Origin of the sequence: Ensifer adhaerens, assembly GCF_013283195.1 — a bacterium.
Classification (GTDB): domain Bacteria; phylum Pseudomonadota; class Alphaproteobacteria; order Rhizobiales; family Rhizobiaceae; genus Ensifer; species Ensifer adhaerens_G.
Genome location: NZ_JABEKT010000001.1, coordinates 2,863,473 through 2,881,957, shown reverse-complemented (window position 1 = coordinate 2,881,957; position 18,485 = coordinate 2,863,473). Strand labels below are relative to the sequence as shown.

The following is an 18,485-nucleotide window of genomic DNA, read 5'->3' as shown; positions in this document are numbered from 1 at the left end:
GGGCGTTGATGGCGCCCGCATGTCGGCGGGATCGGCGCCGGTTCGAAGGGGCGCCAGAGCCATCAATCGCAGCGGGGTCTTTCGAGCTCGACCTTGAACTGCTTCGGCCCGACCAGCCCAGGCTTTGCCGGCAGGCCGACGATGCGGGCGATGACGGTGCACTCGCCGGCGATCACCGCGTAGCGATCACGTCCCTGCTTGATGATCTTGTCGATCGGATATTTCGGCACGGCCTCTGCCACCGCGGTGATGATGGCGGTCAACTCGTTGGCGCGCTGGAAGTTGGGGGCAAGGGCGGCCTGGGAAGCGCCGGCGCTGAAAAATGCAATGGCGGCAAGGGCGAGGGCTCTGATTGACATGGGCGGCTCCTGTTTGCGGCAACAGACCATGTGGCCGGGCGGCAATCAACCCGCTTGTGTGCATGCGAACGGACCACCCCGCAACACCAGAGGGTCGGCGGCTGGAGACGGTGCGATGCGCCCCGCATTGACAGCGGCGCGCCGGCAGCCGACCTTCTCGCCGCGGCCATGGGTTGCGCGAGAGGTGAGCCGATGAGCCAAGATCTGGATGCTGCAGCGACGACGCTTTCGGGCGGCAACGTCAATGCCGGTGTCGTGTGGATCGGCGACACCGTGCGCCGGCGGATGGGGCCGCAAAGCGCCAGCATCCACCGGCTGTTGCTTCACCTGGAAGCGGAGGGCTTCGGCGCGTCACCACGGTTTCTCGGGATCGACGGGCAGGGGCGCGAGATACTCGCCTTTCTCGACGGTCAGGCCGACTGCGCGCCGGAACTGTGGCAGGACGGGCAGGCGCTGGTTGCTGCTGCCCGATTGCTTCGCGATTATCACGACGCAACGGTCGATTTCGTCCACACAGCGTCCGATCACTGGGCTTTCCGGTATCCGGACAGCGCGCGCCACGAGGTCATCTGCCACAATGATTTTGCGCCCTACAACCTGATCTTTCGCGACGGTCGTCCGGCCGCGGTCATCGATTTCGATCTCGCCGGGCCGGGGCCGAGGTTGAGGGACGTTGCCTATCTCGCCTACTGGACCGTGCCGCTGTCGTTTCATTCGAGCGAAATGGCTGCTGCAGCATTCGATGATCTGCGCAACGGCAGCGCGCGCCTGCGGCTGTTCTGCGACAGCTACGGCATCGCCGGTGACGCCGCACTTCCTGCCATGGTTGAGGCCGTGCTGGAGCACATGGGCGACGAGGCGGCGATGGTCTCGATGCTCGGAGCTGATGTCGCCGAACGGCTGGCGCGCGACGGCCATCTCGAACACTGGCGTCAGGAGCGGGCCGCGTTCCAGGCCCACCGACATCAGCTCCTGTCAAATCTGGCATAGGTGGCGCGGCCGCTCGCATGTGCCTGCATGCGTTTGCCCGATATGGCCTGGTCAGTTCAGTTGACCCAGGTCAACTCGGCTGACCCAGCTGGATTGGCTGATCATATCTTTCCGACTTGCCTTACCCCGCGGTCTATCCTCTCTCCCGGAGGTAAACCGATACGTTAAATAAAACTGGTTGCTAAAAGCAACTGGTATGACATAGTGATGGGATCAGCGAACGGGCGACGGTGGTGTCGCGCAAGTCGATGGGAGGAAGCGATGAAACTCTATCAGGGCATGGGACCGAATTCGTACCGGGTGCGCATCTTCATGGCGGAGAAGGGGATCGATCTGCCGATGGTGGATGTCGATTTTTCCAAGGCGGAGCACAGGGCGCCGGCGTTTCTGGTGCTCAATTCGCTCGGCCAGATCCCGGTACTGGAACTCGACGACGACACCGTCATCACCGAGAGCGTCGCCATCTGCCGCTATATCGAGGAGACGCACCGCGAGCCGCAGCTCTTTGGCAGCGACGCCGTCAGCCGCGCCAGGGTGGAGATGTGGAACCGGCGCGCCGAACTGGTAATCTTCGGCACGATCGGCAACGTGGCGCTGCATTCCGATGCCTTCTTCAAGGAGAGGCTGACCCAGTTTCCTGCCTTTGCCGAGACCGAGCGACAGGCGGTGCCGAAAAAATGGGCCTGGCTCGACCGGGAGCTTGCCGACGGCCGGGCGTTCCTTGCCGGCGAGACATTCTCGATCGCCGATATCACCGCGGGCGTCTGCGCCTGGCTCGGCGATGTCTTCGGCATGGAGGTGCCGGGCGATCTTGCAAACGTCCAGCGCTGGCTGGAGCGGGTGCGGGCGCGGCCGAGTTTTGCGGGTTAGGAGGGAGATTGGCGCGACTGCCGCCACCGGCGCCGCGACTGTCGTCCCGCGCATTCCGCTCAGCCCCTCATCCCCCTACCGGGAACTTCTCCCCGCAGGCGGGGAGAAGGGGCGTGTGGCGCGCCCAGCGTTTCATCCAGCAGGAGTGAATGGGAGAAGTGCTGGGATTGAAACGGGGCCGCAATCTCGGGTCTCCCTCGCCCCGCAAGCGGGGAGAGGGTTGGGGTGAGGGGCAAAACCTCGCCGCAATTTCGGAGTTCGCGTCTGCGTCATTTGGGTGCTGCGATGACGCTGTTTCCCAATTGACAGGGAGCGGGAAGAGATGTGCTGCACCTTTTCGGTCTGTCGAAGCCAGAAGAGAGTGCTGCTGGTTCGCTCCGGGGCAAATGGTGGTTGCGGCGGTGCAGATAAATCAAGTCTCTGATAAAATGACTTAATTTGTCCGACGGCGCGATCCGGCCGGCAACCTGAAATTCCGCCGTGACGCCAAATTACAAATCATGTGTGGAAAGTGACATTCCCCTTTTCTCTTGCCTTCTCCGTGGCTTTTTTCAATTCCTAAAATAACAGCTGCCCGATTCGCCCCGATCCGTTGTTTTGGCGGCGTTCGCCCTAGGAGACAAAGCCATGAACGATTTCAAGAAGCCGACGATCACCGAGATGCGCCCGAAGATCACCGTGATCGGTGTCGGCGGCGGTGGCGGCAACGCCATCAACAACATGATCGCCGAGGGCTTGCAGGGCGTTGATTTCATCGTGGCCAACACCGATGCGCAGGCGCTGGCGATGTCGAAGGCATCGCGGCTGATCCAGCTGGGCGCGCAGGTGACCGAGGGACTGGGCGCCGGCTCGCTGCCGGAAGTCGGGCGGGCGGCCGCGGAGGAATCGATCGACGAGATCATGGATCACCTCGGCGGCACGCATATGTGTTTCGTCACCGCCGGCATGGGCGGGGGCACCGGCACGGGGGCTGCCCCGGTGATTGCAGCGGCAGCCCGCAAGGCCGGCATCCTGACCGTCGGCGTCGTCACCAAGCCGTTCAGCTTCGAAGGCAAGCGCCGCATGCAGATGGCTGAAGAGGGCGTCGAGCGCCTGCGCGAGGCAGCCGACACCGTCATCGTCATCCCCAACCAGAACCTCTTCCGCATCGCCGACGCCAAGACCACCTTTGCCGACGCCTTCGTGATCGCCGACCGCGTGCTCTATTCGGGCGTCGGGTGCATCACCGACCTGATCGTCAAGGAAGGCCTGATCAACCTCGACTTCGCCGACGTGAAGTCGGTCATGAAGGGCATGGGCCGGGCGATGATGGGCACCGGTGAGGCGACCGGCGAGGGCCGCGCGCTGATGGCGGCGGAAGCCGCGATCGCCAACCCGCTGCTCGACGAAGTGTCGATGCGCGGCGCCAAGGGCGTGCTGATCTCGATCTCGGGCGGCATGGACATGACGCTGTTCGAAGTCGACGAAGCGGCGACCCGCATTCGCGAGGAAGTCTACGACGAGGCCGACATCGTCGTCGGCTCGATCTTCGACCGCACACTCGACGGCACGTTCCGCGTGTCGGTGGTGGCAACGGGCCTCGACGGCCAGCGCAACACGGCAGACCCGGCGGGTGCGGCGGCATCGGCCGGCCAGCCCGGCCAGGCGCCGACGCGCACGCTGCAGTAACACGAGGAGCGCCCGAGTTGCCGCCGAAAAGCGGCGACGGCAGGTTTTGCCTTTCGATCAAGATCCTCCCGTGAGATGACGGCCGCGGGGGGATTTTTCGTTTTGGGGATGGGACGGGTTTGTCGAACAACGAAAAAAGCAGCCAGGCGGATCTCGCCGAAGACGCAAGAAAGGTGGAGCAGCGCCTGGCGGCGGTGCGCACGGCGGAAACGATTGTGCGCGAGCGCTTCCCGGACGCGGCCTTTGCCATCGTCGCGGGCTCGATCCTGCGTGGCGAGGGCACGCCGTCTTCGGATATCGATCTCGTCGTGCTGCATGAGACCCTGGAAAGCGCCTGGCGCGAAAGCTTTACGACGGACGCGTTTCCCGTCGAGGCATTCGTCCACGATTTCGAAACGCTGAACTGGTTCGTCGATCAGGATGCTGCGGGCGGCCACCCCGTGCTTCTCGACATGCTGGCGGGCGGCGCGGTGATCGGCCGGAATATCGAACGCGGCAGCAGCCTGCAGGCCGAGGCAAGCGCAGCGCTTGCGCGAGGGCCAGGCGAGATCGGCGCCGAGCGGCGCAACCTCTTGCGCTACCAGATCACCGACCTGCTCGACGACCTGAAGGACGAGCGGCCAGAGGCGGAGGTGCGGGCGATTGCTAGCGCCCTTCACCAGCCGCTGTGCGACCTAGCGCTCCTTGGACGCGGTTGTTGGTCCGGCAAGGGCAAGTGGCTGCCGCGGCTGCTGCTTCGTCTCGATCCGGAACTGGCCGGCCGATTCGACGAGGCCTTCCGCCTGGCGGCCGCGGGGCAGGCCGGTGCGCTGGTGGCACTGGCGCGCGATGAACTCGCGCTGCAGGGCGGGCCGTTGTTCGAGGGCGACCGGCGCGCCGCGCCGAGCGCAGCGCGGCGGCAGGGTGGCTTGCCGGGCTTGGTCTTTCGCGTCACAAACTGAGTCAGAAAATCGCGGTATCCCGTTGTTTTTATGGAGGCGTACTGCTGGCATTTGCCGCCGGTCGTCAGAGGATTTTCGCATTGTGACGGTGTTGGAGCCGCGAGCGCGTTGACCCCGCCAAAAGAGCGTGTCGCCGGCCGGTGACGGTGTTATCGGCGGACATCGGGACAATGCGGGGTGACCGCTGCGAACGGATGAGGCAATATCATCGTTTGCGCTCGGGCATCCATCGCTTCGGTTCTGCCCGTGGTGGGCTTTCGCCCGGATGCTATGTAAAAGCCGGCCTGCGCCGAAACGGAGTTCGATCGTGAGTGTTGCCTTTACCAAGGAAGAAAGTGCCGAAACCGCTGCGGAAACACTTCTGCCTGACCGCCCGGTTTCGCCGCATCCCAACCTTGTCACGCAAGCGGGCTTGAAGGCGCTGGAAGAGCAGCAGCGTGAGGCACGCGCGGCCTATGATGCGACGAGCGGGATCGACGACGTCAACGAGCGCCGGCGCCAGGCGGCTGGCCCCTTGCGCGACCTTCGCTATCTTGCCGAACGGCTGCGCACCGCCGAACTCGTCTCTGCCCCGACCTCGACCGACGTGGTCGCCTTCGGCAGCACGGTCACCTTCTGCCGCGACGACGGCCGGGTGCAGACCTACCGCATCGTCGGCGAGGACGAGGCGGATCCGAAGACCGGATCGATCTCCTATGTCTCGCCGGTGGCAAGAGTGCTGATGGGCAAGGGCGTCGGCGATGTGGCGACAGTCGGCGGGCAGGAGCTGGAGATTACAGCGATTGCGTAAGCGCTCGCCGGCGGCGGGCCACCGGCAAGCGGGAAATACGTAACGATTACGTCGACCGATGTCGCGCTCGCTCCGGTGGCGATGCGGGCATAACCCAATTATGGAGTGAGTGAACCTGATCCGAAGCCGCCGGCCTTTCGCGAGGTGTAAGTGCGGGCACGCCACCAAACCAGCATGCTGAGCATCAGCATCAAGATATCGGCTATCGGAGCGGCGACCCACACACCGGTCTCACCCCAAATGTGGGGCAAGGCCAAGGTCAGCGGAATTGCGAACAGATATGCTCGCCCCAGCGAGAGAACAGCGGCTTGCCGTGCCCTGCCTATGGCTTGCGCATAGCTCGCGGCCATCATGACCGGGCCAAAAGCGACGTACGCTGCAAGGTACAGGGGAACAATGCGTGCCACCTCCAGCCCAACAGGGGCATCGGGCACAAAAAGCCCGCCCAGCCAGCCGCGTGCACCAAACAGCAGCAGTTGCACCAGCAGGCAATAAACTCCGCTTACGGCAAGTGAAAAATAAAGCGTCTGCTTTGCCCGCTCATCCTGCCTGGCACCTGCCGCATTGCCGACAATTGCCTGCAGGGCCAGGCTCATACCCATCAGCGGCAGGAAGGCAAATGTCATCAAGCGCATCACCACCCCATATGCTGCGATCGTCATGTCGGATTGCGGCAGCTCCAGCCATAGCAGGGTGAACAGTACCGCCGCCGAGCCGAGCGAAATACCGATGAAATTGAGGCTGCGCGGTGCCCCAAGGGCCAGCATTTCTCGCCATTCACCGTCGTATCTCAAGCCGACCATCGGCAGGCCTGCTCTGCCGCTCATGCGATAGATAACAACGACACCCAGCCCCAATACCTGCGCCAGGGCCGTACCCCAGGCCGACCCAGCCACTCCAAAATCAAACACCCCGATCAGCAATGCGTTGAAACCGATATTGGCGAGCGTCACCAACACGCCTGCCATAGCCATGAAGCCAACCCGCCCCTCCATGCGCAGCGCGTCGACGTGCACAGAAAGCAGAAATCCTGCCGGTGCGGTCGCAAATGAAATAGCAAGGAAAGTCCATCCCATCTCACCAAGGTGGACGTTGCCGCCCGCCGCCAAACTGACAACATGGGCACCCAGTCCAAAAAAAGTCAGCATTGCCAGGGCAGCGACAGCAAGGGCAAGGCCCTGTGCCGAAGCGAGGGTGCCGATTGCCCCATCCACGTCTTTGGCACCTAGTCGACGTCCCAAAATGCTGGCCATGCCGATGCCGACCATCGTCGAGACAGCCACCAATAACATTGAGATTGGAAACACTGACGTCACCGCACTCAGGGCATCAGCCCCTACGAATGCGCCGAGAAGCATGGCATCGGCCACGGTCAGCAGGCCGCTTATCGTCGTTACGACGATGATTGGCAGGCTGGTTCGAATGAAGGCGGATCGGATCGATCCACTCAAGAGTGAATTTTCCGGCTCAGCCGGCAACGACGATTGGTCGCTCATCAAAAACTCCCGTCATGGGCAAGTCGGATGATTTTGATGGGGCTCGCATTGCCATCGCTCCAACTGCCCCTAGGGGGAAATGGCGATCAGCTTGTCCAAGGCAGGGGTTAACCAATGGCGATAACGCCATGCGAGCGGCAGGTCACCCTGTGGACCTGGATGCGTCTCTATTGTCGGCTCGTTCTACTGTCAAGCGGCATGAATTGCGCCTGGGCCTATTTGAAAGACGCCAGTCAAGGTTCCGTGAAGCTCCGGCAATCACCGCTCCTTGCACGGCGAAGCGCTTGTCCGGCTGAAGCGTGATCGGGTGCCAGGGTGGTTCGAGGCGAAGATCGGGGCCGGCGCGAAGACCAGATCGATCTCCTCTGTCTCGCTGGCGGCACGCGTGCGTCCGGGCAAGGGCGTCGGCGATGTGGTGGCGGTGGGGATCGTGCGGGTGGGGCGTCGCCCCGGCGTGACCTCCTGCCACTTGTTGACTCACCTGCGGTCGAACAATACCCTGCCAATTCGGTCGTTAGGCTTGTCCTCACATGACGGATCAATCTCTTCAGCGTCGCCTTGCCGCCATCGTCGTTGCCGATGTGGTGGGATATTCACGCCTGATGGAGGCTGATGAAGTCGAAACGCTGGCGAGCCTCAGGGAACTGCGTTCCGGCGTTATCGAGCCGGCCGTGATGCGCCACAAGGGTCGCATCTTCAAGGCCATGGGCGACGGATTCCTGATCGAATTCGCCAGCGCTGTCGACGCGGTCGCAGCGGCGTTGGAAATGCAACGGGCGACTGTTGCTGTCGGGCCTTCCGCAGACCGGCGCCTGCTTTTGCGTGTCGGCGTCAATCTGGGCGATGTCATCGACGACGGCTCGGACGTGCTCGGCGACGGCGTCAATGTCGCGGCGCGTCTGGAGACGCAGGCCGAACCGGGCGGTATCTGCATTTCAGCCAAGGTTCACGGCGAGATCGTCGGCAAGATCGGCGAGCGGTTCTTCGATGCGGGCGAACGCTACCTGAAGAACCTCACGCGCCCGGTCCACGTGTGGCATTGGCCGGATGCGCTGCAGAGCAAATTGCCGCTGCCCGAATGTCCCTCGATCGCCGTATTGCCGTTCACGAACATGAGCGGGGATGAAGCGGACGCGCCTTTCGTCGATGGCTTGACCGAAGACCTGATCACCGACCTCTCCCGCACTGCCGGCCTGTTCGTCATCGCGCGCAATTCCGTGCAGGGCTACAAGGGCAAGCCGGTCGACATCAGGCTGGTCGCCCAGGAACTCGGCGTCCGCTACGTGCTTGAGGGGAGCGCCCGACGCGCCATGGGCCGTGTGCGCATCAATGCTCAATTGATCGATGCGCTCGGCGGCCAGCACTTGTGGGCCGACCGGTTCGACAGGACGGTGGAAGATGTTTTCGAATTACAGGATGAAGTGAACGCCAAGATTGTCGAGGCCCTTGTCGGCCGGCTGACCATCCCGACGCAGCGCAAGCGGCCGAAGAACTTTGAGGCATACGAGCTGTGCGTGCGCGCCCGCTTGCTGACGGAAGAGTCGCCGCAAACCGAGCGTGAGGCCCATATGCTGCTCCAGCGGGCGGTCGAGCTCGAGCCATCCTATGCAGAGGCGGTCGGTCTGCTCGCCTACAACCGCTGGCTTGCCTGGACGCATTTCGGCGAGCCGGAAGATCCCAACCGCCGGATGGCGGTGACGCTCGCGCAGAAGGCGATCGACCTTGATCCCAACGATGCCGGCTGCCGTTACATCCTTGGGACCATTCTGGCTTATGAGCGGCGATGGGAGGAATCGGAGGCCGCCTTCGCCAAGGCGCTGGAGCTCGACCCGAACCACGCCGACACCTGGGCCGCCATGTCCGACATGTCCGTGCTCGACGGCAGGGTGGCCGACGGACTGGCGCAGATCGAAAAAGCGCTACGCCTCAATCCCTATCCGGCCTGCTGGTATCTTTGTCATCTTGGGCAGGCGCAATACGCCGCGCGCGACTACGAGGCGGCAACCGCTACACTGCGCAGGAAAGACACCTATCGCACCAACTCACGCAAGTTCCTGGCGGCTACGCTTGCGCAGCTGGGCCACCGCGAGGAGGCGCGGCGAGAAGCAGAATTGTTCCTGATCGCCCACCCTCATTTCACGATCGGCCATTGGCTCCGCTCCCAGCCGCTGCGCGATGCATCTGTACGAGACCATTTTGTCGACGGATTCCGAAAGGCCGGCCTGCCGGAGATGTGACAGCGGGTGGGACAATCCCGACGCGTTCGAGGACTTGCTCAACGACTATGCGCTGCGCGAGAACGGCAGTCTCGATCGCAGTGCCGAGCGTCTTCATACGCCCCACACAACGCGTCGACCGGCCCGAGCCTCGCATGCGCCGGACTGCACGTTTTCAATATGGCGTGATATCCGCCCGCCGCACGCGACCTATGGCACGTGTTGCATGATGATCTGCGTGTGCAGCATCGGCGCTTCGGCTCCGAAATAGCTCTCCAGCAGCGGCAGAAACTCGTCCGAAAGGTAGAAATCCGTCAGCGCACGGTCTGCCAGCAGACGGAAGTCGGCGTCGTTGCGGCGCAAGGCGATCGCATAGGGTTCATGCGTGATCAGGCGATCGCCGACCGATAGCGAGGATGGATCGCGCGCCCGCTTGGCAAGGTTGATGAGCAGCACCTGATCGGCGATATAGGCATCAATCCGGCGGTCCTCCAGCGCCTTGAGCCCGTCCTCATGCGTGTTGAAATCGGCAAGCTTTGTCGTCGATTCCTGGGTTGCGAGTTGCTCGCGAAGCGTCCCTGCCGTCGTCGTGTTGGCGCGCATACCGATGACGTTTGTGGCAGCGCGCTCGCTGACGGCGTGAATGGCCGGTTCGGTGCGAAACAGTGCCTGCAGGTAGCTGGGCGAATCCTTGCGCAGCAGCGCGCTCGCCCCGGTGAGGAAGATCGGTTGTGAGAAATCGACGATTTCCCGCCTCTTCAAGTTCACCGTGATGGAACCGCACAGCAAGTCGACATCTTCATTCTCAACTGCATCGAAGCCGCCGGCGAGCGTCATCTCGACAAATTCGCGTTTCAGTTGCGGAGATTGATGTTCGATCTCGTCAGCAATCTTGCGGCACAGGTCGATGGCATATCCCACCGGTTCGGCCCCTGGCTGGACGGAGGAAAATGGCGCCTGATCGGCGATGTAACCGATCCGCACGGTTCCGCGCTTCGTAATGGTGTCGAGCGTTGCGGCGGCGGTCGCCAAGGCCGAAAAGCAAAGGGCGAGGCTCACGAGCAGAAACCGTCTCATGCGCTTGGCCATGCGTGTCTGAGGGGCACCTGCATGATCCCTGTCTCCGGTAACGGTGTCGATCTCAAAGGCGTGCGCGCAGCTTATGGGCTGTCCCTCATATGTCAACAGAAGACACATGGCGTCATTCGCCGGCATCGCCACCATGGCAAGGTCGACCGGCCCCCGTCCGCTTTTGCCGACAGTGTGCTCCTGAGCTTCGTCTCAACGACGCTCTGCAGCAATCGATTTGAGGAGGCGCGACCGCATGCATTCGACATCGCAGACGATGAGCGTTTCGCCGAGGCGTCAACGCCAGCCTCCGGCAAGGCGATCCTCCTCACGCCGCTCCGGCCAAATCATTCTCGACATTTGCGCTTCAATGCCTAATCTCCGCGGCACTTCAGTCATGGAATTGCTTGATGTCCCTTAGACTTGCCACCTTCAATATTGAAAATCTCATGAGCCGCTTCGATTTTTCCGGCTTTCGCAATCAGCTCAAGCAGGATCGGGTGCTGAGGCTCTTCGAGGTCAAGAGCGAGGCAGAGTATCAGCGGCTGGAAGAGGCGCGCACGATCGCGCATACGGACGATACGCGGCAGATGTCGGCGCTCGCGATTGCCGATTGCGATGCGGATATCCTCTGCCTGCAGGAGGCCGACAACATGGCGTCGCTGCAGGCGTTTGAATACAATTATCTCTTCCGCATGGTCGGCAACGGCTATCGCCAGAAATACCTGATCGAGGGCAATGATTCGCGTGGGATCGACGTGGCGGTGCTGATGCGCGAGGAGACGCGCGACGGCCAGCCGATCGAGTGCCTCGAGGTGAAAAGCCACGCGGGGCTGACCTATGCGGATCTCGATATCTTCAACGATGCGCTCGCTTCCTCCAACCGGCCGACCGACCGGATCTTCAAGCGCGACTGCCTGGAACTGGATCTGCGCATTGGCGGGCGGCCACTGACGCTTTACGTCGTGCATTTCAAATCCATGGGCCCGGCGCGCGACGGGATGGACGGGCGCCAGGCGACGATGCCGGTGCGCGTGGCGGAAGCGAAAGCCGTGCGCCACATCATCGAAAGCCGCTTCGGCCGCGGGCACACGGCCGACAAGATGTTCGCGATCTGCGGCGACATGAACGATTACCAGGAGAAGGTCGACATTCTCGGCGACCGCCGCAACGGCTACGAGTTCGTGCCGCGCGAGGAAGAGCAAAGCGCGCTCGACGCGCTGACGGCGGACGGTTTCGTCGAGAACCCGATGCTGCGCCGGCCAGTGCTCGACCGCTGGACGCTGTTTCACAGCCGCGGGCCGCAGGAGCGGCACCTCTGCCAGCTCGACTATATCTGGCTGTCGCCAGCCCTTGCCCGGCGCAATGCATCCCAAGTGCCGGAAATCATCCGCGGCGGCCAGCCCTTCCGCACGATCTTTCCGCCGGGACAGGAGGTGGAACGCTATCCGCGCACGGGCTGGGACCGGCCGAAGGCATCGGACCATTGCCCCGTGGCGATGACGCTGGACGTGTGACGATGGCAATCCTCGAAAGCAACACGGCTGAATGGCCTGACGAAGGCGAGATCCTGCCGATCTCGGGCGTCGATATCCACGTCAAGGACAGTCCGCATCCTTTCCATCTGGATCAGGTGGGGGCCGCCCAGGAAAACTGGCGGGCGGAAATCGCCGCCAACCCGCACCTCTTCGACGGGCGAATGGTGCTGCAGCGGGCGCTTCGCATCGAGCACGGCCGCGTGGTGGGCGAGGGGCACGTGGTGCCCTATTCGACCTTCCTGTGGTGGCGAAAGACGCGCACGGAGGCCGCCTTCCACCTGTTCGCCATGCCGGTGATCGTGTCATCCGATGGCGCGCTGATCCTGGTGCGCATGGGCTCGCACACGGCCAATCCGGCCCGGGTCTACAGCCCCTCGGGCTCGCTGGAGCCTGATGATATCATCGACGGGCGCTGCGACATATCAGGCAATATCCGCCGCGAGGCGCTGGAAGAAACCGGCATCGACCTCGACGCGGCAACTGCCGAGCCTGGCTACCACGTGCTCCATATGGGGCGGGCGGTGACGGTGTTCCGGCTCTACCGCGTGGCAGAAACGGCCGAAGCGCTGGTCGAAAAGGTGGCAGCCCATATCGCCGATGATCCCGAACCGGAGATCGACGAGGCGATTGCCATCTGGGGGCCGGACCCGGGTGCACACAATTATCCGCCGTTCATTTTGCCGATCCTTACCTGGCTGTTCGACGGCAAGCGGTGATCCCGCGCGGCAGCGCGTGATGACAGGGAGCGTGGCCGCAGCGTGTTGCTGCGGCACCTGCAGCGCTCTGGAAACGTCGCCGTGAGCTTTGCGGCGCGTTCGGCAGGGCGTAACAGTCACGGGGCATGCGCATGCGACGCGCGGATGGCGGCCAACGATCGCAAACCGCAGGCGCTGTTGCCCTCAATGGCGCCGGTTTTTGAGCGGACGATCAGCCTTCAAGGCTAACTTTGCAGCGTTCAGCCGTTCATAACGGCCGGGCCAAAACCTGCAGGCTATGCTGCTTCACGCCGATTGCGACCGGCCCTGCCGTTCGGGCCAGGGTAAAACCCTGACCTTGCCAGAAACGAAGTCCGGTCACGTTCTCGGCGAAGACGGCGAGTTCGACGCGGTCGGCCCCTTGCGTCTTCAGCCACCCGAAGAAATCGCCACACAGGGCTTTCGCCGCGCCTTGCCCGCGAAGGGCCGGGTCGATCAGCAGAAGCGCGATCCACCAGATTTCTCCTGCGGATAATCGCGGTCGCAGGCGAGCATGCCGACGAGCTCTCCGGTTGACGACATCAATCCGAAGACGAATTTGTCGGCAGCGGTTCGTCCGGGCGGAAAGCTCTGAAATTCTTCGAGCGCAATGGCGGCGTCGGGCGGGTGGCCGCGCTCCAGCACCACATAATCCCGGCAGCTCTGATAAAGCGGCATCAGCCGCGGCGCGTCCGCCTCGATCAGCCCTTCGATTTCATAGCCTGGGAGCGAAAGCGGGAATGTCGTGGTCTTGTCCATGGCCGGCACCATACATGCCAAAGGCAACGGCACAATCTGCAGTATTGATTTCGCCCGGCAGGGTCTCGTCGCTCACGTGCTGCTTTTTCACCTGGATGGCCACAGCAAGGCGCCGATGCTTCGGCCCAGCCGTCAGGCCTCGATCTTGCGTGCGATCGCGATCTTCGGATTGCGGAAGCCCATGGCGATCCAGGCGCAGAGCAGCTTGGCATAGAACGACACGGTATGGGTCTTCAGGTTGGGAATGTCCTTCGGCAGCCTCGAAGCATCGGGCAGGTCGCCGACCATGGTGCGCAGCGCTGCCTTCGGGCGCGTTTCCTGGGGCCAGAGGTGCAGGTAGAGGCTCAGCCAATGGGCGCCCTTCATCTCCAGAAAGACCGGCGTGTTGCAGCAGGTGGCGATGACGCGGCGTGAGCCGGCGTCGGGGGAGAGCCGGAATTCGCTTAAGGTTTCCTCACCGGAGACAATCGTGATCCGGTCCTTGCGATATTCGGCGGAAGGGGTGGCCTCGTAGGAGGTCAGGATGCTGCGGGCGCCGGGCAGACCCGACAGGCGGGCAGCCGCCGCCCGGCAGCTGTCGCACAGGCATTCCGACACGAGGATCGGCGTGCCCTGCACCTTGAGCCGCGTCTGTCCGCAGGCGCATCCGATATGGGTGGTGTCGCTCATGTCGCATCCTCCTCAGGTGACGTGAAACAGGTGTCGGATGTACCGGTCGAGATGGTCGAGGCTTTCGCGGGCAAGCGCGGGATCGTTGCCGGCCTTGGCGAGCACGAAGCCGCCCTGGATGACGGCCTGCGTGTGCCGGGCGAGGCTTTCGGCCGTCCAGTCATCGGCAATGCCGCGATCGATGCGCGCGGCCTCGATATCGACGACCAGCGTATCGGTGTGGCCAAAGATGCTGCGGCCGCAGGCATCGCGAATGTCGGGCGCGGTGGCATAGACCTCCTGCGCCAGGGTGCCGACCAGGCAGGTGAATTCGGCAATCTCGCCGAGGATGATCGCCTTGCGGAACGCGACATAGGCGAGAACACGCGCCAATGGGTCGGGCGGCGCGTGATACGGCGCGGCGGCGAAGAAGTCGGTCGTCGTTTCCGCCCAGAAATCGGCGACGGCGACGCCGAGCGCGTCCTTGCTGGCGAAATGATGGAAGAACGCGCCCTTGGTGACGTCGGCCGCGCGGCAGAGATCATCGACGCTGGTGGCGGCAAAGCCCTTGGCGCGGATGATGTCGCGCGCCGCCTCGAGAAGCCGGTGCCGGGCGTTGCCGCGTTCGGGTGATTGTTTGGTCGGTCTGGGCATGTGGAAAACATACCATACGGTTGGTATGTGTCAAATGTTTGATTCTTATGAGCGATCAGTCGGGCGAAGGCAGCGGTGTCGATGCAACCGCGAGATTGGTGTTCGCGCCATCGAAGCGGCGCGGTCAGTCAGGGCTGTGCAGCCTGGGACGGTCCGCAGGGTTCAAGGGGCGAGGGATAAATGCTTGAATCGATTCAGAGAATTACATGGCGTCTTTAATGCAACGCAGCATGTTTTCGAGTTCTGCCGCGGCAACAAGCGACGGCGGCTTGGCGGGCGCCGAAGGGCGGTTTTGCACCGGGCCGATCATGCGGCCTGACGGCTCAGGTTTCCCGGGCCCTCAGTCCCCGGCAGCGTCGGCGACGGGAAGGCCAAGGTCCTGCCATTGGTCACGGGGGATCGCGTCGCCGACCTTGAACGCGAAGCCGACGACGGAATTGCCGTCCGCAGCGACCTCGCAGGAATAGGCGATGCGCCACCATTGCCGCTCGCTGCGAAACGCCCCGCCATTGGCCTTCAACACCCCACCTGACAATCGCACGCCTGAAAAGGCATAGGCGACGAGGAAGTCCGGATCGAAGTCCGCTTTCCAACGGTGAACCTGCTCCATCGCTTCCAGATTGCAGAGCTGCACTACCCGCTCTTCAGGTGCCAGCTGCGCCAGACCCTTGCGCGCCTGTCGGCTGCGCGGCGAAGCCAGGATGCCGGCGGAATAGAGCGTGTCGGCGTGCACCATGCCCAGCGGCTGCGGCTGCCGCGTGGGTGTGGCTGCGGCGCGGCGCTGAGCGTTGCTATCGGGGTGCGCTTTCGGTTCCGCGTGCTGCGTTTCTCTCATGGGCTGGCTCGCCTCGGCGGGGCGCGACGGTATCAGCGTCTCCTTCTGCGGCATTTCGGCCAGGATTTCGACGTCGATGCTGCCTTCTGCGTGAGGTGGCGGCATCGACTTGGGGGGAAGGCGCGAGAGCGCCGTGAAGGCGAGGGCGTGCAGCATCAGTGCGAGCGCCAACGCGCCCCAGATCGTCCGGTCATCCGTCCGCTGCATCGCTTGCCGCATTGCCTAAGCCACGGTGTCCAGGGTCGGTCTCATGCGGCGTGCTTCTTGCTCCCGGCTGAATGGATGTCGTGGCCCGAGCCCAAGGCATTGTTCGGGCGGCAGGCGATAGATCAACACCAAATCCGCGTCGCGGTCGAGCCTTGCGAACAGCAGCGATCACATTCCCGTCACCGGCAGGCGGAGGGACCGGTCGATTGTACCGCTCAGGCGTCGCGAGAAGCCAATGGCGGCAACGCTTTCGGCCGGGTGCGGCAGCGGTATCCCGATAGCGAACGGCGCCGCGCGGGATGGCGTTTTTGCGCTTGCCGCCCGGCCGATGGCATTGCAAGTTCGTGGCCGGAGTATATGCGCAAGGGGAAATAAATGCCGCTCAGCTACGCGATCTACGATGTCTTCACGCAGAACCGGCTGGAGGGCAATCCGCTGGCCGTCGTCTTCGGGGCGGATGCGCTCGACGATCAGGCGATGCAGACGATCGCGCAGGAATTCAACCTTTCGGAGACGGTGTTCATCCGGAGGCCCGGGGGCGCTGCGCACACGGCGCGGCTGCGCATCTTCACGCCCGGGCATGAGCTTCCCTTCGCCGGGCACCCGACGGTCGGCGCGGCCGTGGCGATCGCCGAGGCAGCGCATGGCACATCTCAGGAGAATGCCGATCTGGTGCAGGTGCTGGAGGAAAAGGTGGGGCCGGTGCGTTGCGCCGTGCGCATCAAGCCCGGCGAGGCGAGCTTTGCCGAATTCGACCTGCCGCGCAAATCGGCGCGGCTCGACGCCCGCTTCGACAAACAAGCGCTGGCCGATGCGCTGAGCCTGAAGACTTCGCAGATCGGCTTCGAGAATCATGCGCCGTCTTTCTGGAGCGCCGGCTCGCCGTTCGTCATGGTGCCGCTGCACGATGTCTCCGCCGTCGCCAACGTCGAGTTCGACCCGCAGCGTTGGGAGCAGCTGGCACCGCTTGCCGAAGGTCGGCTGGCATCGGCCTATCTCTACTGTCGCGGCGGCATCAATCACACGGCGCGGTTCCACACCCGCATGTTCAAGTCTGACATGGGCATTTTCGAGGACCCGGCAACGGGGTCTGCTGCCGCAGCCCTTTCCGGCGCCATCCACCATTTTGACCAGCTGGTCGATGGTCACCATCCCTTCCTGATCGAGCAGGGGGTGGAAATGGGTCGGCCGTCCTACATCCACCTGCATCTCGATGTGGCGGGCGGCCGGATCAACTCGGCGCGCATCGGCGGCCATGCGGTGAAGATCGCCGCCGGCGAACTTTTGCTCTGACGCGGCGCATGCGGCCGCAGGCAGATATCAGCCTGGCTGTGGCGTGGCGGTCAAATATTGGCAAGGAGGGCGTGTCGATTCAGTGAGTTGGCCGCCAGCGTCCCGGGCGCAACGCGCCAGGGGTGCGGCAGACGCCTGTGGAAAAGCCGGCTTTCCGGGCCGCTGGAATTTTTTCTCAGAAATTTTGCAATCGACGCTAGACAAGGTGAGGGAACGCCTTTATACGCCCCTCCAGACCGCAGCGGCAAACGCCGAGGCGGTCCGGATGGGTGATTAGCTCAGTTGGTAGAGCAGCTGACTCTTAATCAGCGGGTCCACGGTTCGAGCCCGTGATCACCCACCAAAACTTCTTGAAAACGCTGACTAAAATAAAATCTCCAAAATTCTTACGAGGTTCCTTCCGACGCTTCCGACATTGTTTTGTCGGACAAGCCGGATGGCATTTCCATGCCTTTCCATGACCGTTGGATCGCGAAACGAATTGCGGTTGTCACCGTGACCGGTTGACGACTTTCGCGGTCGCGATACCTTCTGTCGGGGAGGATCGCACATGTGCGGACGTGTCTATCTGAAGACCAACCTCGAAGGATTGTTGCGGGCTTTTTCGTTTGCGAAGCGAGAGGGAGTCGAAGGCCTGGCAAATCAGTTGCCAAGGTTCAATGGTGCGCCGTCGCAGTACTATCCGATCATTATTCGAGACGTGATCCGCGATGACGGGGTGATGGGACCGGTTTTCATCTCCGCGCGCTGGGGGCTCATTCCGAGTTGGGTCAAGGAACGCAAGCCAGGACAGCCCGCACCGATCAATGCCAAAGCGGAGACGATCGCAACGAATGGCATGTTTCGCGGCGCCTACAAGTCACGCCGCTGCCTGGTCCCGATCGATGGTTTCTTCGAGTGGAAGGACATTCATGGGACCGGCAAGAACAAGCAGCCCTATGCCATCGCGATGAAATCAGGCGAACCGTTCGTGCTCGCCGGCCTATGGGAGACCTGGCGGGATCCAGCCACGGATGAAGATACCCGCACCTTCTGTGTCGTTACCTGCGAACCGAATGCAATGATGGCGACGATCCATGATCGGATGCCCGTTATCCTGCGCCGGCAGGACTACGACCGCTGGCTGTCTCCGGAGACCGAAGCGCACGATCTCATGATGCCGTTTCCGGCCGAGTTGATGATGATGTGGAAGATCGGCACAAAAGTCGGATCGCCGAAGAACAACGAAGTGGACATTCTTGACCCGGTAGAGTGAGCCATCTCGTTGCGAGTGGATCCGCGCACCCATGGCCGCGGCCGATGATCGAGCAGATTTGCGGGATCGTTGCAGCGGCCATCCTTGGTGGGAAGCGATTGTCTATTTGTGCTCGTGATGAGCCCCGCCTTGCGCGGTGTGGAGATGCTGCTCCTCGGGTTGGG

The 18,485-nt window shown here is 63.0% G+C and carries 19 protein-coding genes and 1 tRNA gene; 12 read left to right on the top strand and 8 right to left on the bottom strand.

The genetic code is table 11. The features are described from left to right. Positions 1 to 62 precede the first annotated feature (62 nt). A complete protein-coding gene (locus tag LPJGGPFB_RS13775; protein ID WP_173420413.1) occupies positions 63 to 359 on the bottom strand; it encodes a hypothetical protein in 297 nt (98 codons plus the stop codon). Positions 360 to 551: 192 nt separating this feature from the next. Here LPJGGPFB_RS13775 and LPJGGPFB_RS13770 point away from each other — a divergent pair, with 192 nt between their 5' ends. From LPJGGPFB_RS13770 to greA, 5 genes are all read left to right on the top strand, one after another. Beyond that, positions 552 to 1,349, top strand: a complete 798-nt coding sequence (locus tag LPJGGPFB_RS13770; RefSeq protein WP_173420412.1) for an aminoglycoside phosphotransferase family protein — start codon at positions 552 to 554, stop codon at positions 1,347 to 1,349. A 261-nt stretch (positions 1,350 to 1,610) separates the two neighbouring features. Further along, positions 1,611 to 2,219: a glutathione S-transferase family protein gene (locus LPJGGPFB_RS13765; protein WP_173420411.1), complete on the top strand. Its 609-nt coding sequence runs from the start codon at positions 1,611 to 1,613 to the stop codon at positions 2,217 to 2,219. Positions 2,220 to 2,846: 627 nt separating this feature from the next. After that, the gene (gene ftsZ / locus LPJGGPFB_RS13760; RefSeq protein ID WP_112810910.1) at positions 2,847 to 3,887 is read left to right on the top strand and encodes a cell division protein FtsZ; all 1,041 of its coding nucleotides are present in this window, start codon (positions 2,847 to 2,849) and stop codon (positions 3,885 to 3,887) included. A 119-nt stretch (positions 3,888 to 4,006) separates the two neighbouring features. Then, a complete protein-coding gene (locus LPJGGPFB_RS13755; RefSeq protein WP_210264391.1) occupies positions 4,007 to 4,828 on the top strand; it encodes a nucleotidyltransferase domain-containing protein in 822 nt (273 codons plus the stop codon). A 307-nt stretch (positions 4,829 to 5,135) separates the two neighbouring features. Then, complete coding sequence (greA, locus tag LPJGGPFB_RS13750; RefSeq protein WP_173420410.1) at positions 5,136 to 5,618, top strand: transcription elongation factor GreA; 483 nt, start codon at positions 5,136 to 5,138, stop codon at positions 5,616 to 5,618. A 98-nt stretch (positions 5,619 to 5,716) separates the two neighbouring features. Here the strand turns inward: greA and LPJGGPFB_RS13745 are convergent, their stop codons facing one another. Beyond that, entirely contained in the window at positions 5,717 to 7,114 is a 1,398-nt protein-coding gene (locus LPJGGPFB_RS13745) for an MATE family efflux transporter (protein WP_173420409.1), read from the bottom strand. A 530-nt stretch (positions 7,115 to 7,644) separates the two neighbouring features. Between LPJGGPFB_RS13745 and LPJGGPFB_RS13740 the strand changes: the two genes are divergently transcribed. Beyond that, on the top strand, positions 7,645 to 9,351 hold the full coding sequence (locus LPJGGPFB_RS13740) for an adenylate/guanylate cyclase domain-containing protein (RefSeq protein ID WP_173420408.1): 1,707 nt from the start codon (positions 7,645 to 7,647) through the stop codon (positions 9,349 to 9,351). 189 nt (positions 9,352 to 9,540) lie between these two features. Here LPJGGPFB_RS13740 and LPJGGPFB_RS13735 read toward each other — a convergent pair whose 3' ends face one another. Further along, the gene (locus tag LPJGGPFB_RS13735) at positions 9,541 to 10,407 is read right to left on the bottom strand and encodes an amino acid ABC transporter substrate-binding protein (protein WP_234902809.1); all 867 of its coding nucleotides are present in this window, start codon (positions 10,405 to 10,407) and stop codon (positions 9,541 to 9,543) included. 33 nt (positions 10,408 to 10,440) lie between these two features. Here LPJGGPFB_RS13735 and LPJGGPFB_RS13730 point away from each other — a divergent pair, with 33 nt between their 5' ends. The 3 genes from LPJGGPFB_RS13730 to LPJGGPFB_RS13720 are packed head-to-tail and all read left to right on the top strand — an operon-like array spanning position 10,441 to position 12,652. After that, on the top strand, positions 10,441 to 10,776 hold the full coding sequence (locus tag LPJGGPFB_RS13730) for a hypothetical protein (protein ID WP_173420406.1): 336 nt from the start codon (positions 10,441 to 10,443) through the stop codon (positions 10,774 to 10,776). A 32-nt stretch (positions 10,777 to 10,808) separates the two neighbouring features. After that, complete coding sequence (locus LPJGGPFB_RS13725) at positions 10,809 to 11,915, top strand: endonuclease/exonuclease/phosphatase family protein (RefSeq protein ID WP_173420405.1); 1,107 nt, start codon at positions 10,809 to 10,811, stop codon at positions 11,913 to 11,915. A 2-nt stretch (positions 11,916 to 11,917) separates the two neighbouring features. After that, positions 11,918 to 12,652, top strand: coding sequence for an NUDIX hydrolase (locus tag LPJGGPFB_RS13720; protein ID WP_173420404.1), 735 nt, complete (start codon positions 11,918 to 11,920; stop codon positions 12,650 to 12,652). A gap of 247 nt (positions 12,653 to 12,899) precedes the next feature. On the opposite strand, the gene LPJGGPFB_RS33715 is transcribed toward LPJGGPFB_RS13720, so the two are convergent. From LPJGGPFB_RS33715 to LPJGGPFB_RS33045, 5 genes are all read right to left on the bottom strand, one after another. Continuing rightward, on the bottom strand, positions 12,900 to 13,127 hold the full coding sequence (locus LPJGGPFB_RS33715) for a GNAT family N-acetyltransferase (RefSeq protein ID WP_427858240.1): 228 nt from the start codon (positions 13,125 to 13,127) through the stop codon (positions 12,900 to 12,902). Then, on the bottom strand, positions 13,127 to 13,429 hold the full coding sequence (locus LPJGGPFB_RS33050) for a hypothetical protein (RefSeq protein WP_234902808.1): 303 nt from the start codon (positions 13,427 to 13,429) through the stop codon (positions 13,127 to 13,129). The genes LPJGGPFB_RS33715 and LPJGGPFB_RS33050 overlap by 1 nt, the downstream gene beginning before the upstream one ends. A gap of 132 nt (positions 13,430 to 13,561) precedes the next feature. After that, positions 13,562 to 14,098 (bottom strand): GFA family protein, encoded by a 537-nt coding sequence (locus LPJGGPFB_RS13710; RefSeq protein ID WP_173420403.1) that lies wholly within the window; start codon positions 14,096 to 14,098, stop codon positions 13,562 to 13,564. Between the two features lie 12 nt (positions 14,099 to 14,110). Next, on the bottom strand, positions 14,111 to 14,731 hold the full coding sequence (locus LPJGGPFB_RS13705; RefSeq protein ID WP_173420402.1) for a TetR/AcrR family transcriptional regulator: 621 nt from the start codon (positions 14,729 to 14,731) through the stop codon (positions 14,111 to 14,113). A gap of 340 nt (positions 14,732 to 15,071) precedes the next feature. Continuing rightward, a complete protein-coding gene (locus LPJGGPFB_RS33045; RefSeq protein WP_234902807.1) occupies positions 15,072 to 15,773 on the bottom strand; it encodes a DUF930 domain-containing protein in 702 nt (233 codons plus the stop codon). A 375-nt stretch (positions 15,774 to 16,148) separates the two neighbouring features. Here LPJGGPFB_RS33045 and LPJGGPFB_RS13695 point away from each other — a divergent pair, with 375 nt between their 5' ends. From LPJGGPFB_RS13695 to LPJGGPFB_RS13685, 3 genes are all read left to right on the top strand, one after another. Further along, on the top strand, positions 16,149 to 17,066 hold the full coding sequence (locus LPJGGPFB_RS13695) for a PhzF family phenazine biosynthesis protein (RefSeq protein WP_173420401.1): 918 nt from the start codon (positions 16,149 to 16,151) through the stop codon (positions 17,064 to 17,066). A 267-nt stretch (positions 17,067 to 17,333) separates the two neighbouring features. Then, positions 17,334 to 17,409: transfer RNA gene (locus LPJGGPFB_RS13690), tRNA-Lys, on the top strand. 207 nt (positions 17,410 to 17,616) lie between these two features. Further along, positions 17,617 to 18,321, top strand: coding sequence for an SOS response-associated peptidase (locus LPJGGPFB_RS13685; RefSeq protein ID WP_173420400.1), 705 nt, complete (start codon positions 17,617 to 17,619; stop codon positions 18,319 to 18,321). Positions 18,322 to 18,485 lie beyond the last annotated feature (164 nt).